Raw genomic sequence first — 14,749 nt, 5'->3', positions numbered from 1 at the left:
CGGAAAGGATCGGGCCTGACGTGCCCGCGCGCGCCAAGTCGTTTTTCCGCCTTAAATTTTTACTCCGGATCCAATTGCATGCTGCACCGACTCGCTCGCCTTCTGATGGCTCTCGCGCTGGCCCTGGGCGCGTCGTCCTCTCTCGCCCAGGACTACCTCGGCTCCGAGCGCTGCATCACCTGCCACGAGGCCGCCGGGGCAGCTTGGGAGGGCTCGCACCATGCGCTCGCCTGGACCGAACCGACCGCGGACACCATCCGCGCGAATTTCGACGGCACCCAGTTCACGCTCGGCGACATGCAGGCGCGCTTCAGTCTCAAGGCGGACGGCACGCCCCATGTCAGCGTCACCGAGCGCGACGGGGTGACCACCGAATACGACGTGCATTCGGTGATCGGTGTCGAGCCGCTGCAGCAATACATCCTCGAGACCGAGCCGGGCCGCCTGCAGAGTTTCGACGTGGTCTGGGACACCGAAAAGGGCGGTTGGTTCCACCTCTACCCGCAGCAGAACTACGCCCCGGGCGACGGGCTGCACTGGACCGGCCCCTACAAAACCTGGAACAGCCGCTGTGCCGCCTGCCATGCGACGGGCTTCGAGGCCAATTACGACCCGCAGGCCCGCAGTTTCGCCTCGACGCAGGTCGAGATCGGCGTCGGCTGCGAGGCCTGCCACGGCCCCGGTTCGGCACATGTGAACTGGGCGGAAACCTACGAGACCACGCAGGAGGCGCCGCCCCCCGCACATGGGTTCACTGTCGACATGTCGCAGCCCGCGCAGATGATCGAACAGTGCGCCTCGTGTCATTCCCGGCGCGAGCCCTATCTCGACGGCAACCCGGTGCCCGGCACGCCCTACCACGACACCTACAATCTTTCGCTGCTCCGCGAGGGCGCCTATGAGGCCGACGGGCAGATCCTCGACGAGGTCTACGTCTATGGCTCCTTCCTGCAGTCGAAGATGTATGCCAAGGGGGTCAGCTGCTCGAACTGCCACCTGCCGCATGAGGCCGAGCTGATCGCCGAGGGCAATGCCGTCTGCGCCCAGTGCCACAGCCCGGCGGGCAACCCCGAGTTCCCCTCGCTGCCGCTCAAGGTCTTCGACGGACCCGAGCACACGCACCATCCCGAGGGCTCGGCGGGCGCGGAGTGCAAGAACTGCCACATGGTCGAGCGCGTCTACATGGGCAACGACTGGCGGGCGGACCATTCCTTCCGCATCCCGCGCCCCGATCTGAACGCCGAGACCGGCGCCCCCGATGCCTGCACCACCTGCCACGAGGACCAGAGCCCCGAATGGGCCGCCGCCAAGCTCGAGGAGTGGTTCCCCGAAAGCACCCACCGCGGCCCGCATTTCGGCGAGGTGCTCGCCCATGGCCGCCGCGACCCCGCCCGCGCCGCGCCCGAGCTGCGCAGCCTCTCGCAGGACAGCGACATGGCCGGCATCGTGCGCGCCACGGCGATCTACCTGCTCGAGCAGGCGGGCGATCCCGCCGAGGCCGCGGCGCTGGAGTCGCTGCTCAGGGACCCTGACCCGCTGGTGCGCAGCGCCGCCGTCCGGCTGCAGCGCTCCGCCCAGGCCATGGAGCGCGCGCCGCGGATCATGCAATCGCTCTCGGACCCCTCGCGCTCGGTGCGCATGGCCGCGGCGCAATCGATGCTCGACGCGCAGATTGCCCATATGCCCGACCGCTACGAACAGGCGCTGCGCGGCGCCTTTGACGAATGGCAGGCCTCGATGGCCAGCCGTCTCGATTTCCCGGAAACCCACTTGCAGATGGGCGGCATGGCCCTGGTGATGCGCAACCTGCCCGCCGCCGCCAATGCCTTTGCCGAGGCGACCCGGCTCGACCCGCAGCTCTCTGACGCCTGGATCATGCAGGTCCGCATCGCCTTTGCCTCGGGCGACGAGACCCGAGGCCGTGCGCTGCTGAACGAGGCGCTGGAGAAGACCCCCGACAATATGACGCTGCAGATGATGCGCCGCGAGCTGACCGGCGAGGAGATGGACCTGATGCCGCCGCCCTCGGCCGACTAGGCGGACTAGGCGTCCCGTCGGGCAAAAGGGGGCTCCGCCCATGCCACTGCGCGGCTCTCCCCCGGGATATTTGGACCCAAAAGACAGGGCGGGCGCAAACGCCGAAGGGGAGAGCGATGCCCTCCCCCTTCTCTTTCCAAATACGCCCGCCGGAGCCCGGCCTCAGCGCGCGAGCCAGCCGCCGTCGACGTTGAGCACCGCGCCCGTCACGTAGCGCGCCGCGCGGGAGCAGAGGTAAGCGGCGGTGCCGCCGATGTCCTCTGGATCGCCCCAGCGCCCGGCGGGGATGCGCTCGAGAATGGCCTTGGAGCGTTCCGCATCCGCGCGCAGCGCCTCGGTGTTGTTGGTGGCGATATAGCCCGGGGCGATGGCATTGACGGTGATGCCATGCGGGGCCCATTCATTGGCGAGGATCTTGGTGATCCCCGCCACGCCATGTTTGGACGCGGTGTAGGCTGGCACCCGGATGCCGCCTTGGAAGGACAGCAGCGAGGCGATGTTGACCACTGCGCCCTCCTGTCCTGTCGCGATCAGCTCGCGGCCGAACGCCTGGCAGGTGAAGAAGAGCGCCTTCATGTTGACGTCGGTCACCGCGTCCCAGTCTTCCTCGGAATACTCGATGCTGTCGGCGCGCCGGATGATCCCCGCATTGTTGACCAGCAGCGAATAGCCCGCGCCCTTGAACACCTCCTTGGCCGCCATCGGGTCGGCGAAATCGAGCAGCAGGCTCTCCGCCTTGCCGCCCGCCGCCTCGATGATCCCCACCGTCTCGTCGCAGGCGCGGCGCCCGGCGCAGGTGACCGAGGCCCCCTGCCCGGCAAGCGCCACGGCGATGGCCTGGCCGATGCCGGTGTTGGCACCTGTGACAAGCGCGCGCTTTCCCTCGAGCGAGAAGAGCCCGGACATCAGCGCAGGTCCTTGGGCTGGATGAAGTCCATGTCGGTGTAATCGACGTTGTCGCCAGCCATCGCCCAGATGAAGGTATACTTGCCGATGCCCGCGCCGGAGTGGATCGACCAACTCGGGCTGACGACGCCTTCCTCGTTGGCGACGAAGAGGTGCCGGGTCTCGTCGGGCTCGCCCATCAGATGCAGCACGCGGCTCTCCTCGTCCATGCCCCAGTAGAGATATGCCTCCATACGGCGGTCATGGATGTGGCTGGGGATGGTGTTCCAGACCGAGCCTTCCTCCAGCGAGGTATAGCCGAGGATCAGCTGGCAGCTCTCCATCACCTGCGGATGGATGAACTGCTTGATGGTGCGCTTGTTCGAGGTCTCTGGCGCGCCCATGGTCACCTCGACGCAATCGGCCAGGGTGATCAGCTTCGACGGGTAGCTCTTATGCGCCGGGCAGGACGTGATGTAGAAGCGCCCCGCGCCGGAGAAGGACACCACCCCCGTGCCCATTCCGAGGTAAAGCACATCGCCCCGGCCCATCTCGTAGGTCTCGCCCCCGGCCTCCACAGTGCCCGCCTCGCCGATGTTGACGATGCCCATCTCGCGGCGATCAAGAAAGCTCGGGGTCCGGGTCTCGTCCACCACGTCGAGCGTCAGCGTGCCGGCGCCGGGCACCGCGCCGCCCATGACGAAACGGTCGTAATGGGTGTAGACGAGCCGGATCTCGCCCTCGCGGAACATGCCCTGGGTAAGGAAGTGCTCGCGCAGCTCCTCGGTCCACATGTCGCGGGCCTGGGTCGGGTGGATGGCGTGGCGGGTTTCGACGGTCAGCATGTGCTCTCTCCCAGAATCTCTGCCTGCGCGGCCGGGGCCGGTCAGGCTGTCGCGGCCAAGGAACCACGGATGGCCCTCGCCTTCAAGATGTTATCATACAACATTGCGAAGCGGTCAGATGTCCGGGCGCCGCCTTGCTCGCGGATGGCCAGCCTAGGCACTGCCGTCCATCTTCTTGAAATAACTACAGGAAAACTCCTGCCTGCCGCCTCGCCAATGGGATGGAAGATCGAGAGCGCGCGGCGATCTTCCCGCCACCGGACATGGACAGCCCCGAGGAAACCTGTATTATATGTATGACCAAGCCAGGAACAAGAAGACCAAGAACGTGACCGAGCAGAAAGTCAGGACGGCCCGCCCCTCGCGCGGCAGCGGCAAGACCCTCGTCGAGCAGGTGCGTGACCGCCTGCGGGCGCAGATCGAGAGCGGGCAATACGCCCCCGGCAGCCGCCTGCCGAGCGAGGCCAAGATGACCGAGGAGTTCGAGGTCAGCCGCACCGTGGTGCGCGAGGCGGTGGCATCGCTGCGCTACGACGGGCTGGTGGAGCCGCGGCAGGGCGCCGGGGTCTTCGTGCTCGACCAGCGCCCTGAGCTGGACCTGCCGTTCCAGAACATCGATTTCGTACGCATTTCCTCGATGATCGAGATGCTCGAACTGCGCACCGCCGTCGAGGTCGAGGCTGCAGGGCTCGCCGCCCTGCGCCGCTCGCCCGCGCAGGAAGAGCTGATCCTGCAGGCGCTGGCGGCGCTGCGTGCCAAGGCCGCATCGGGAGAGCCGACGGCGCCGGCGGATTTCGAGCTGCATCTCGCCATCGCCGATGCCACCAACAACCCGCGCTTTCGCGACTTCCTGTCGATGATCGGGGCAAGCCTGATCCCGCGCCACGCGCTGAGCGACGGCACCGATGCCGCCACCGCGACCTACCTGCAGGCCATCGACGCCGAGCACGAGGCCATCGTCAGCGCGATCATCGACGGCGACGAGGACGACGCACGGCGGGCCATGCGCCTGCATCTCAAGGGCGCGCAGTCACGCTACCGCAACCTGCTGCGCAAGTCCGGTCAATAGGCCCAACAGGAGGCTCTCATGAGCAATTTCCCCGTCGTCTTTCCCGACACCGGCGTCGCCCGGCAGGTGCTGGCCGACAGCCCCGAGCTGATGGTCGTCTCATTCCGCTTCGAGACCGGAGCCAAAGGCGCGATGCATCACCACCCGCATGTGCAGTCGACCTATTGCGAGAGCGGGCGCTTTACCTTCTTCCTCGGCGACGAGAGCTTCGAGGTGAAGCCGGGCGACAGCTTTGTCATCCCCTCCAATGCCAAGCACGGCTGCGAGTGCCATGACGCCGGGCGGCTGATCGACTGCTTCACCCCGCGCCGCGACGATTTCCTCTGAAACAGGCGCTCATGCCTGCCCCAGGGCCCGTGCCTGATCGGCCTCGTCCATACCCATGACCTGCCCGTCCTGCGCGCGCTTCACCCTTTGCTGGTGGCCGCGCGGGCTGATGCCCATTTGCCGCTTGAAGGCCCGGCTGAAGTAATAAGGGTCGGCATAGCCGATTTCCTCGGCAACCTGCGACGGGCTCATGCCGCGCTCGAGCAACGACATGGCCCGCTCCATCCGGCAATACTCCTGGTACTGGCGCGGCGTACGCCCGAGCCGGTCGCGGAAGGCGCGATGGAAATAGTCGTCGTTGTAGGGGGCTGCCTCGACCGCCCGCGCCGCAACCTCGGGATCGAGCGGTGCGGTCGAAATCTGCGCCGCAGCCTTCATCACCGCCAGATCGATCGCCGCCGCCCCGTCAATCGGCACAGCCCCGCCCTGCCGCCAGCCCAGGAAGGCATCATCGATGAAGGCGATCAGAAAGACCATGAAGAGGTGGTGCTGCATCAGCGTCACCGAATTCGGCGGCGCGCTCTGTCGGTAGCTGCGAATGAGCGGCGCCAGCTCGGCCCAGCGTGACAGCCGCACCTTCCGCCGCAGGTCCATCTGCGCGATGAGGTCGGTGTCGCCGTAGATGCCGAGTGTGAAATGCTGCGCCAGCCCGGTGTAGAGACCCGCGCCCTCGTTCCAGCCGCAGAAGGCTTCGCCCCGCCGCAACAGCATCGCCTCGCCCGGCGCCAGCGGGAAGCGCTCCTTGCCCACGATGTACTCGCCGCGCCCCTCGAGCGCGATCACCAGGTCCTCGACCGGGTTTTCCTTCTCGATCCGCCAGAGCCTCGAGTGCTGCATGCGGATCGCTGAACGGGTCAGCGTCAGGGTCAGCGCGGAGGCGGGCACCCGGTCGAGAATTGAACCTCCGATTTCGTCCATCTTTTTCGCCATCTTGGTGAATTCAATCCACGCTCGCCATCTGTCATGAATTCATCATACAACTGTAGAGGACCGCCTGTCACCCGCCAGCCCCGAGGAGGGGGCAAGCTGACGTCACGGGACGGGCGAATTCCGCACAGTTCGGGAGGACATATGCTTATTTTGCCGAAGTTGACCGCCGTCTCGGCAGGTCGGGGCGAGGGAGGTCGGCCATGACGCGCAAGCGCGCTCTGGGGCTTGGCTACCTCGCGCCCTATATCATCGGTCTTCTGGTCTTCACGATGATCCCCTTCGGGGCTTCGCTCTATCTCAGCTTCACCGACTACAACCTCATGTCGGCACCAAGATGGACGGGACTGGAGAATTACACCGATCTCTTCACCAAGGACCGGACGTTCAGACGGTCGCTGACGGTGACGCTGATCTATGTGTTCACCACGGTGCCACTGAAGCTCGCCTTCGCGCTCTTCATCGCCTATATCCTCAACTACAAGCTGAAGTTCATCAATTTCTTCCGCACCGCCTTCTATGTGCCGTCGATCCTTGGCGGGTCGATCGCCATCGCGGTGCTCTGGCGTTACATCTTCGCCTCCGAGGGGCTGGTGAACATGATGCTCACCGGGCTCGGCTTCGAGGCGGTGAACTGGTTCGGCGATCCGCAGAACGCGCTCTTCACCATCACGCTGCTGCGCTGCTGGCAATTCGGCTCGGCGATGGTGATCTTCCTCGCGGCCCTGCAGTCGATCGACAAGTCGCTCTACGAGGCCGCCGAGATCGACGGCGCGAGCAAGGCGCATTGCTTCCTGTTCATCACCATCCCGCTGATCACCCCGGTGATTTTCTTCAACCTGATCATGCAGATGGTCCAGGCGTTTCAGGAGTTCAACGGCCCCTACATCATCACCCAGGGCGGCCCGCTGAAGTCCACTTACCTCCTGCCGATGTACATCTACGACGAGGCCTTCCGCCGCTTCGACATGGGCTATGCCTCGGCCATCGCCTGGGTGCTCTTCGTGATCATCATGGTGCTCACCCTCGCGGCCTTCTGGTCTTCGAAGAAGTGGGTCTACTACGCCGGCGACAAGCGGAGCTGAACATGACCGATATCTCCCACGCCTCCGATGTCCTTTCCGCCGGTGCCGATGGCCTCGCCGAAGCCCGCGCGGCCAACGCCCGGCAGATCCGCAACGCCAAAGTCTCGGCCGCGGTCCGCTATGTCATCCTCTTTGGGGTGGGGCTCTTGATGCTCTACCCGCTGATCTGGCTGGTCGGCGCGTCGTTCAAGACCAACGCCGAGATCTTCGCCAACCCCGGCTTCATCCCGCAGGAGCCCACCGCCGAGGGTTATGTGAAGGGCTGGGAGACCTCGACCCCCTACACCTTCGGGCGGTTCTTCCTGAACTCCTTTTTGATCATCATCCCCAAGGTGATCGGCACGGCAATCAGCTGCACCATGGTAGCCTACGGCTTCGCCCGTTTCGACTTCCCGCTGAAAAAGCTGCTCTTCGGCTCGGTGATCGCCATCCTGCTGCTGCCCAACGTGGTCACCCGCATCCCGCAGTACCTGCTGTTCCGCGATCTGGGCTGGCTCGACAGCTTCCTGCCGCTCTGGGTGCCCTCGGCCTTTGCCGGTGACGCCTTCTTCGTCTTCATGCTGGTGCAGTTCCTGCGCGCGATCCCCGGCGACATGGAAGAGGCGGCGCGGGTCGACGGCGCGAACAGCTGGCAGACGCTGGTGTTCATCGTGGTGCCGATGCTGGCCCCCGCGCTGATCTCGGTGTGCCTCTTCCAATTCATGTGGACGATGAACGACTTCCTCGGCCCGCTCATCTACATCAGCTCGGTCGACAAGTATCCGGTCAGCCTGGCGCTGAAACTCTCGATCGACACGACCGAGGCGTTCGAATGGAACCGCATCCTGGCGATGTCGGTGCTCACCATCACGCCCGCGCTCATCGTGTTCTTCATGGCTCAGAAATACTTCATCGAAGGCCTCTCGGCCGGTGGGGTGAAAGGATAATCGCAATGGCACGTCTGCAACTCAGCAAGCTCGAAAAGGTCTATGGCGGCGCGTTCAAGGCAGTGCACGGCATCGACCTCGACGTGGAAGAAGGCGAGTTCATGGTGCTTGTCGGCCCCTCGGGCTGCGCCAAGTCCACCACGCTGCGGATGATCGCCGGACTCGAGGAGGTGACCTCCGGCGAGATCCGCATCGGCGATCGCATCGTCAACGCCCTGCCCCCCGGCAAGCGTCGCATCGCCATGGTGTTCCAGAATTACGCGCTCTATCCGCACATGAAGGTACGCTCCAACCTTGCCTTCGGCCTGCGCCTCGCGCATGTGCCAAAAGCCGAGCGCGAAGCCGCCGTGCAGGAGGTCGCGCGCATCCTCGAGATCGAGCCGCTGCTCGACCGGCTGCCAAAGCAGCTCTCCGGCGGACAGGCGCAGCGCGTGGCTTTGGGCCGCGCGCTTATCAAGAAGCCCGAGGTGTTCCTCTTCGACGAGCCGCTCTCGAACCTCGACGCCAAGCTGCGCGCCTCGATGCGGGTGCGGATCACCGACCTGCACAAGCGGCTGAAGGCCGAGGGCCGCCCGTCGACCGTGGTCTACGTCACCCACGACCAGACCGAGGCGATGACCATGGGCGACCGCATCTGCGTGATGAAGGATGGCCACATCATGCAGGTCGCCACCCCGAAAGAGCTTTACGACCGCCCCGCCAACCTCTTCGTCGCGGGCTTCATCGGCTCGCCCGAGATGAACGTGATCGACGGCGAGATCGAGGGCACCGACTTTCGCCTCGGCGGGCAGGTGATCTCGCTCGACGAGGCGGTGCTGAGCCGGATGCAGTCGAAGCCGCAGGAGGCGGCGCTCGGCATCCGCCCGCAGCACATGAAGCTCTCGGCGGGCAACGGGCTGACCGCCCGCCTGCGCTCGGCCGAGTTCATGGGGCACGAGGTCTACCTGCATGCCATGCTCGAGGGAAAGCAGATCACCACCGTCGCCGGTGCCGCGGAATATGACGCGCTCGACCGCTCGGACGAGAGCATCCGCCTGACGCCCGATCTTGCCCACGCGCATATCTTCGACCGCCAGAGCGGCGCGAACGTATCCCTGCCCCTCGCGGGCTGATCCGAAAACTTGGAGGAGGAGTTTTCAAAATGAAGTCGACGATCAAAAAGGCGCTGCTTGCAAGCGCACTGGTGCCCTGTGCGCTGTCATCTGCCGCCAGTATGGCAAACGCCGCCGAGCTGCGGATGAGCTGGTGGGGGGGCGACTCGCGCCACGTCGCCACGCAGGAAGCGCTCAAGGCCTGCGGCGAAAAACACGGCCACAGCATCGCCCCCGAGTTCACCGGCTTCTCGGGCTACCTCGAGAAGCTCACCACCCAGATGGCCGGCGGCACCGAGGCCGACCTGATCCAGGTGAACTGGCCCTGGTTGCCGCTCTTCTCGCGCGATGGCACCGGCTTTGCGGACCTGAACGAGCTCGGCGCGGTGGAGCTGTCGCAATATCCGCAGACCGATCTCGACGGCGTCACTGTCAAGGGCCACGTGCAGGGCATCCCGGTCTCGACCACCGGCCGTGTCTTCTTCTTCAACACCACCACGCTTGAAGAGGCCGGGCTGAGCGCGCCGACGACCTGGGAAGAATTCTTCGGCGCCGCCGAGGCGCTGCGCGACAAGGAGGGCGAGGAGTACCGCCTGTTCAACGCCGTCTCGGAAAGCGCCCAGCTGCTGGTCTCGCTCGCGGTCACCCAGAAGACCGGCAAGGACCTCGTGGACCCGGAAACCAACCGCGTAGCATGGACCCCCGAAGAGCTGACCGAAGGGATCAACTTCTATCAGCGCATGGTCGACACCGGTGCCATCCAGTCGCGCCAGGACGAGGCCGCCGAGGGCAACGTGAAGCTCTACGAAAAGACCGCCTGGGCCGAGGGCAAGATCGCCGGCTCCTACGAGTGGGACAGCACCTACTTCAAGTTCTCCGATCCGCTGCAGGACGGAGAACTGCTGGCCGCCGTACCGATGGTGACCTTCGAGGACGCGGTGACCCAAGGTGTCTACCGCAAGCCGTCGATGCTCTTTGCCGTGTCGAAGAACTCCAAGAACCCCGAGGCCGCGGCCGAAATCCTCAACTGCCTGGTCAACGAGCCCGAGGGCATCGACGCGCTTGGCGACACCCGGGGCCTGCCGGCCTCGAAGGTAGCGCTGGAGCGGCTGCAGGCCGCCGGCCAGATCAAGCCCGAACTGCTCGAGGCGCATGAGATCATGATGGCCTCCGAAGGCCCCGCCGTGTCGCCGTTCAACGAGCACCCCGAGCTGCGCGCCACCTTCGTCGATACGCTCGAGGAATTCGCCTACGGCATGGTCAGCGCCGAGGAAGCCGCCGCGTACATCATCGAAGGCGCCAACGACGTGCTGAGCCAGTTCGACTGACCTCGGACCTGAGGTCTTCCAAGGGGGCGGCCCGCCACTCCGGGCCGCCCCGCATCCCCAAGACGAAAGTCCGCCCCATGACCCTCCGTTGCGCCGCGGTGACCCCGCGCATGGCCGTGCTTTGCCTCGCGCCGCCGCCTGCCCGCTTCACGCTCGACCCGGCCCGCCCCTGGCGCCTGAGCCGCAACGGCGAGACCGTCGCCGAGGGCATGGCGTCCCGCGTGGTGCTGCCGCTCGGCCCACTGGAGCCGGACAGCGATTACGCCTTCTACTGCGGCGGCGAGACCTTGGGCTTCACCACGGCCCCCTGCCCCGGCGCGCTGGAAGTGACCGACTTCGGTGCCCGCGCGGGCCTGGCAGACACGCCCCTCGCCGCCGCCGGTAACGCCGCCGCCTTTACCCAGGCGATCGCCGCGCTGCCGAAGGGCGGCACGCTGATCGTCCCGCCCGGCCACTGGGTCTGCGGCCCGGTCGAGCTGCGCTCGGACATGATCCTGCACCTTTCCGAAGGCGCCACCCTCGCCCCCTCCTCCGACCGCAGCGGCTGGCCGATCCTGCCCGCCCGCAACCCCGACGGCACGATGCTCGGCTCCTGGGAAGGGCTGCCCGAACCCTGCTTCCGCGCACCGCTGCACGCCATACGCACGCGCAACCTGACCATCGAGGGTCTCGGCACGCTCGACGGCGGCGGCGACCGCGGCGACTGGTGGACCTGGGCCAAGGAAACGCGCGAGGGTGCCCGCCGCCCGCGCGGGCTGCATCTCATCGACGCCGAGGCCACCCGCCTCATCGGCTTCACCATCCGCAACGCGCCGAGCTGGACCATCCACCCGCAGGGCTGCCACGATCTCTTTGCCGCCTGCCTGACCATTCAGGCGCCGCACGACAGCCCCAACACCGACGGCTTCGATCCCGACATGTGCGAGGACGTCACCATCGTCGGCACGCATTTCTCGGTCGGCGACGACTGCATCGCGATCAAGGCGGGCAAGCGCGGCGACAAGGGCGAGGCGGATCACCTGCGCCCCACCCGCCGCATCACCGTGCAGCATTGCCTGATGGAGCGGGGCCACGGCGGCTGCGTCATCGGCTCGGAGATGTCGGGCAGCGTCACCGACGTGACCGTGTGCGATTGCGAGATGGTCGGCACCGACCGCGGGCTGCGGCTGAAGACCCGGCGCGGCCGCGGCGGCGAGATTGCCCGCATTGTCATGCGCAACGTGACCATGGACGGGGTGCTCACCGCCTTTTCGGCCAACGCCCATTACTTCTGCGACCACGACGGCCATGCGGACTGGGTGCAGTCCCGCGCGCCCGCCGCGGTCAGCCAACTGACGCCGCGCATCGGCAAGATCACCGTCGAGAACGTCGAGGTGCGCAGCCTTGCCCATGCGCTCGGCGCCTTCCTCGGCCTGCCAGAAGCCCCGATCGGCCCGATCCGGCTCTCGAAGGTCACCTTGGTCTCGCTTGATCCCGGCGCCCGCCCCGCGCCGCCGCTCATGGCCGACGGCGTGCGCGCCCTGCGCCACTCGGGCGTGCGCGCCGAACACGCCACGGTCGTCGGGGATCTGTCTGCCGACGCCGCCCCGCTCAGCACCGACGATGTCCTCAACCGGAGCCTCGCCCAGCCATGACCCTTCCCGATGTCCTGGAGTATTTCGACGCCTTCGCGGCCCGCTACAGCCATTACAAGGCCGGCAGCTGGTGCTACGAGGACGGCTGCGTCTACCGTGGCCTCGCCTTGCTGCACGAGGCCACCGGCGAGGCGCGCTGGTGGGATCACCTCAGACGCCTGACAGATGCGCAGATCGCCCGCGACGGCACGCTGGCGGGCTACCGGATCGACGAGTTCAACATCGACCACATCCTTGCGGGGCGCTGTCTCTTCCACCTCGCCGACGAGACCGGGGATCCGCGCTACATGGCAGCCGCCGGGCATCTCGCCGAGCAGCTCTCACGCCACCCGCGCACCGCAGCAGGCAACTACTGGCACAAGCAGCGCTACCCGCAGCAGGTCTGGCTCGACGGGCTCTACATGGGCCTGCCCTTCCAGATCGAATACGGGATACGCCAGGCGCAACCCGCGCTGGTCGAGGATGCGCTGGCGCAGCTTGCGCGCGCGCTCGAGCTGACCCGCGGCCCGGCGGGGCTTTACGTGCATGGCTACGACGCGGCAAGGGCGCAGGGCTGGGCCGATCCCGAGACCGGCAAGTCGGCGGCGGTCTGGGCGCGCGCTGTGGGCTGGCTTGCCATGGCGCTGGTCGACATCTCTGCGCTGGCTCCCGAGCGCGCGCCGAAGCGCCAGACCTTCGATCTGCTCACCTCCGTCGTGCGCCAGCAAGCCGCATCCGGTCTCTGGCCGCAGGTGCTCGACGCGCCGGACCTGCCGGGCAACTACGAGGAAAGCTCGGCCTCGGCCATGTTCGCCTACGCGCTGATGCGCGGCACCGAACTTGGTCTGGGCGAATGGTTCGACGCCGGGCAACGCGCCCATGATGCGTTGGTCGACTCCCGGCTGGAGACGGAGGGCGGCGTGACTCGGCTCACCGGCATCTGCCACGTGGCGGGGCTCGGCGGCTTCGATGGCAAGATGCGCGATGGCTCGCGCGAGTATTACCTCAGCGAGGAGGTTGTCGAGGATGATGCCAAGGGCGTCGGCCCGCTGATGATGGCGGCGGCGCAGCGGCTCACCGCCCGCGCCCCCGCCTGACGGGTCAGATAGCCAGCAGCGCGCGCACCGGCTCTGCCAATGCCGCGCCGATCGCGCGGGTGTTCGCCGCATCGAGGTGGATGCCATCCACCGGCGAGGCCTGCGCGACGGTTCCTGCATCGAAGACGGCCACGCCCATCTCTTCTGCCAGCGCCGCGTAGAGCGGGGCGAAGAGCGCCGATTGCTCGGCACGGATGGGGCTGTCGGAGGCGCCCTGCGCAGGCGCGGTGCAAAGCGGCGGCGCGACGATCAGCACCTTGGGCACCGCGCTGGCAGGCGTGTAGGGAAAGCCCCGCACCAGCTGGACCAGCCGGCGCATCCCCTGCTGCGCGCTGATCGCCATCCCGCCGAACTTCGGCTTGAGATCGTTCGTACCCAGAAGGATCACCACCGCATCGAGCGGCATATGCGCCGCCAGCGCCACCGGCAGCGTGCGCGTGGCGTTGCGGTCACAGGGCGCGGCATGATCGTCAAAGGAGGTGGTGCGCCCGCCGACCCCGTCGGCCAGCACCGTGACACCAGGAAGCGCCTCGGCCAGCACCGAGGGCCAGAGATCGGCAATCGCGTGGCGCTGCGCGCCATTGGCGGCATCGTGCCCCCAGGTGAGGCTGTCGCCATAGCAAAGTATCCGGGCCATGCTGTCTCCCTAGCTTATCTGAGGAAAACCATAGAGCTGCTGCGGGTTCTCCACCAGTGCGCGGTGCTGCGCGTCATCCGGCAGCCAGCTCATGGCAAGATCCAGCAGATGAGCGTCGTCGGGATAGTCCTCGGTGCGGCTGGCGGCGTTGTGCGGCCAGTTGGTGCCCCAGACGATGCGCTCGGGGGCGTGAGCCCCAATTTCGCGGCTGAGCGCGGCGATGTCGGGATAGTCGGGGCCCGACATCGTGGTCGCCTCGTAGCAGCCGGCGAACTTGAACCAGCACCGGCCCCCGTCGATGAGCCGCTTGATGGTGGCGACATGCTCGGGGGTGATGCCGCCGAAGATCTTGCCATGATGGTCGAGCACCCAGTTGGATCTCAGCTTCGCCAGCCTCGGCTCCAGCTCCTGGAGCGCGGTGCCGTCGAATTGCACCGCCATCATCCATCCCGCCGCATGGGCGCGCGCATCCACCGCCTCGAGCTGATCGAGACCCACCGCCCCGCCGGGCAGATCCATGATCCGCGCGCCGACGATCCCGCTCTCGGCCAGCCGCGTCATCTCCGCCTCCGAGGTCTCGCCGGTGATCACCGCCACGCCGCGCGCGCACTCGCCCATCTCGGCGACGCAGGCGAGCAGGCTGGCGTTGTCCATTTGGTGCCCGTTGCCCTGGGTGATCACCACCCGGTCGATGCCGAGCCAGCCCATGGTCTTGCGGTACATCTCGGGCGTGGGCAGAGGCTCGGCGGGCACGCCTTTGCCATCCGCCCGCCAGCCGTAGCCCGGCAGGTACATGTGCATCTGCGTGTCGCAGGCGCCCTTGGGCATCCGGGTCCTGGGCTTTGCGCCGGTGAGCTTGCGGTCGATCATCGTCGGTCCTTC

Annotated in this window: 14 protein-coding genes; 9 read left to right on the top strand and 5 right to left on the bottom strand. The window is 66.8% G+C overall.

The genetic code is table 11. The features are described 5' to 3' along the window. Positions 1 to 78: 78 nt before the first annotated feature. Positions 79 to 2,037 carry a multiheme c-type cytochrome gene (locus CEW88_RS05400; protein WP_254694444.1) on the top strand — a complete coding sequence of 653 codons (1,959 nt, stop codon included), beginning with the start codon at positions 79 to 81 and terminating at the stop codon, positions 2,035 to 2,037. A 162-nt stretch (positions 2,038 to 2,199) separates the two neighbouring features. Here the strand turns inward: CEW88_RS05400 and kduD are convergent, their stop codons facing one another. Both kduD and kduI read right to left on the bottom strand, forming a co-directional pair. Continuing rightward, on the bottom strand, positions 2,200 to 2,943 hold the full coding sequence (kduD, locus tag CEW88_RS05395) for a 2-dehydro-3-deoxy-D-gluconate 5-dehydrogenase KduD (protein WP_108965035.1): 744 nt from the start codon (positions 2,941 to 2,943) through the stop codon (positions 2,200 to 2,202). Continuing rightward, complete coding sequence (gene kduI / locus CEW88_RS05390) at positions 2,943 to 3,767, bottom strand: 5-dehydro-4-deoxy-D-glucuronate isomerase (protein WP_108965034.1); 825 nt, start codon at positions 3,765 to 3,767, stop codon at positions 2,943 to 2,945. The genes kduD and kduI overlap by 1 nt, the downstream gene beginning before the upstream one ends. Positions 3,768 to 4,059: 292 nt before the next feature. Between kduI and CEW88_RS05385 the strand changes: the two genes are divergently transcribed. Then, positions 4,060 to 4,836, top strand: a complete 777-nt coding sequence (locus tag CEW88_RS05385) for a FadR/GntR family transcriptional regulator (protein ID WP_108965033.1) — start codon at positions 4,060 to 4,062, stop codon at positions 4,834 to 4,836. Between the two features lie 18 nt (positions 4,837 to 4,854). Then, a complete protein-coding gene (locus CEW88_RS05380) occupies positions 4,855 to 5,163 on the top strand; it encodes a cupin domain-containing protein (protein ID WP_095880583.1) in 309 nt (102 codons plus the stop codon). Between the two features lie 9 nt (positions 5,164 to 5,172). On the opposite strand, the gene CEW88_RS05375 is transcribed toward CEW88_RS05380, so the two are convergent. Next, the gene (locus tag CEW88_RS05375; protein ID WP_108967563.1) at positions 5,173 to 6,081 is read right to left on the bottom strand and encodes an AraC family transcriptional regulator; all 909 of its coding nucleotides are present in this window, start codon (positions 6,079 to 6,081) and stop codon (positions 5,173 to 5,175) included. A 212-nt stretch (positions 6,082 to 6,293) separates the two neighbouring features. Here CEW88_RS05375 and CEW88_RS05370 point away from each other — a divergent pair, with 212 nt between their 5' ends. The 6 genes from CEW88_RS05370 (at position 6,294) to CEW88_RS05345 (ending at position 13,230) form a co-directional block, all read left to right on the top strand. After that, positions 6,294 to 7,175, top strand: a complete 882-nt coding sequence (locus tag CEW88_RS05370) for a carbohydrate ABC transporter permease (protein WP_108965032.1) — start codon at positions 6,294 to 6,296, stop codon at positions 7,173 to 7,175. A gap of 2 nt (positions 7,176 to 7,177) precedes the next feature. Beyond that, complete coding sequence (locus CEW88_RS05365) at positions 7,178 to 8,101, top strand: carbohydrate ABC transporter permease (RefSeq protein WP_108965031.1); 924 nt, start codon at positions 7,178 to 7,180, stop codon at positions 8,099 to 8,101. A gap of 5 nt (positions 8,102 to 8,106) precedes the next feature. After that, positions 8,107 to 9,213, top strand: coding sequence for an ABC transporter ATP-binding protein (locus CEW88_RS05360; RefSeq protein WP_108965030.1), 1,107 nt, complete (start codon positions 8,107 to 8,109; stop codon positions 9,211 to 9,213). A 29-nt stretch (positions 9,214 to 9,242) separates the two neighbouring features. Further along, complete coding sequence (locus CEW88_RS05355; protein WP_108965029.1) at positions 9,243 to 10,520, top strand: ABC transporter substrate-binding protein; 1,278 nt, start codon at positions 9,243 to 9,245, stop codon at positions 10,518 to 10,520. 77 nt (positions 10,521 to 10,597) lie between these two features. Further along, positions 10,598 to 12,154, top strand: a complete 1,557-nt coding sequence (gene pglA / locus CEW88_RS05350) for a polygalacturonase PglA (RefSeq protein ID WP_108965028.1) — start codon at positions 10,598 to 10,600, stop codon at positions 12,152 to 12,154. Further along, positions 12,151 to 13,230 carry a glycoside hydrolase family 88/105 protein gene (locus CEW88_RS05345; protein ID WP_108965027.1) on the top strand — a complete coding sequence of 360 codons (1,080 nt, stop codon included), beginning with the start codon at positions 12,151 to 12,153 and terminating at the stop codon, positions 13,228 to 13,230. The genes pglA and CEW88_RS05345 overlap by 4 nt, the downstream gene beginning before the upstream one ends. 4 nt (positions 13,231 to 13,234) lie before the next feature. Here the strand turns inward: CEW88_RS05345 and CEW88_RS05340 are convergent, their stop codons facing one another. Continuing rightward, positions 13,235 to 13,867 (bottom strand): SGNH/GDSL hydrolase family protein, encoded by a 633-nt coding sequence (locus CEW88_RS05340; protein ID WP_108965026.1) that lies wholly within the window; start codon positions 13,865 to 13,867, stop codon positions 13,235 to 13,237. A 9-nt stretch (positions 13,868 to 13,876) separates the two neighbouring features. After that, complete coding sequence (locus tag CEW88_RS05335) at positions 13,877 to 14,737, bottom strand: amidohydrolase family protein (protein ID WP_108965025.1); 861 nt, start codon at positions 14,735 to 14,737, stop codon at positions 13,877 to 13,879. Positions 14,738 to 14,749: the final 12 nt, after the last annotated feature.

This window comes from Alloyangia pacifica, from assembly GCF_003111685.1.
Taxonomy (GTDB): Bacteria; Pseudomonadota; Alphaproteobacteria; order Rhodobacterales; family Rhodobacteraceae; genus Salipiger; species Salipiger pacificus_A.
Note: the sequence above shows the minus strand (reverse complement) of the source record. Positions and strands in the feature narration are given on the sequence as shown.

Bases quoted from the DNA above. Each gene is read 5' to 3' on its own strand.
- CEW88_RS05400 (WP_254694444.1), top strand. From the start codon at position 79: ATGCTGCACCGACTCGCTCGCCTTCTGATGGCTCTCGCGCTGGCCCTG.
- kduD (WP_108965035.1), bottom strand. From the start codon at position 2,943: ATGTCCGGGCTCTTCTCGCTCGAGGGAAAGCGCGCGCTTGTCACAGGT.
- kduI (WP_108965034.1), bottom strand. From the start codon at position 3,767: ATGCTGACCGTCGAAACCCGCCACGCCATCCACCCGACCCAGGCCCGC.
- CEW88_RS05385 (WP_108965033.1), top strand. From the start codon at position 4,060: ATGTATGACCAAGCCAGGAACAAGAAGACCAAGAACGTGACCGAGCAG.
- CEW88_RS05380 (WP_095880583.1), top strand. From the start codon at position 4,855: ATGAGCAATTTCCCCGTCGTCTTTCCCGACACCGGCGTCGCCCGGCAG.
- CEW88_RS05375 (WP_108967563.1), bottom strand. From the start codon at position 6,081: ATGGACGAAATCGGAGGTTCAATTCTCGACCGGGTGCCCGCCTCCGCG.
- CEW88_RS05370 (WP_108965032.1), top strand. From the start codon at position 6,294: ATGACGCGCAAGCGCGCTCTGGGGCTTGGCTACCTCGCGCCCTATATC.
- CEW88_RS05365 (WP_108965031.1), top strand. From the start codon at position 7,178: ATGACCGATATCTCCCACGCCTCCGATGTCCTTTCCGCCGGTGCCGAT.
- CEW88_RS05360 (WP_108965030.1), top strand. From the start codon at position 8,107: ATGGCACGTCTGCAACTCAGCAAGCTCGAAAAGGTCTATGGCGGCGCG.
- CEW88_RS05355 (WP_108965029.1), top strand. From the start codon at position 9,243: ATGAAGTCGACGATCAAAAAGGCGCTGCTTGCAAGCGCACTGGTGCCC.
- pglA (WP_108965028.1), top strand. From the start codon at position 10,598: ATGACCCTCCGTTGCGCCGCGGTGACCCCGCGCATGGCCGTGCTTTGC.
- CEW88_RS05345 (WP_108965027.1), top strand. From the start codon at position 12,151: ATGACCCTTCCCGATGTCCTGGAGTATTTCGACGCCTTCGCGGCCCGC.
- CEW88_RS05340 (WP_108965026.1), bottom strand. From the start codon at position 13,867: ATGGCCCGGATACTTTGCTATGGCGACAGCCTCACCTGGGGGCACGAT.
- CEW88_RS05335 (WP_108965025.1), bottom strand. From the start codon at position 14,737: ATGATCGACCGCAAGCTCACCGGCGCAAAGCCCAGGACCCGGATGCCC.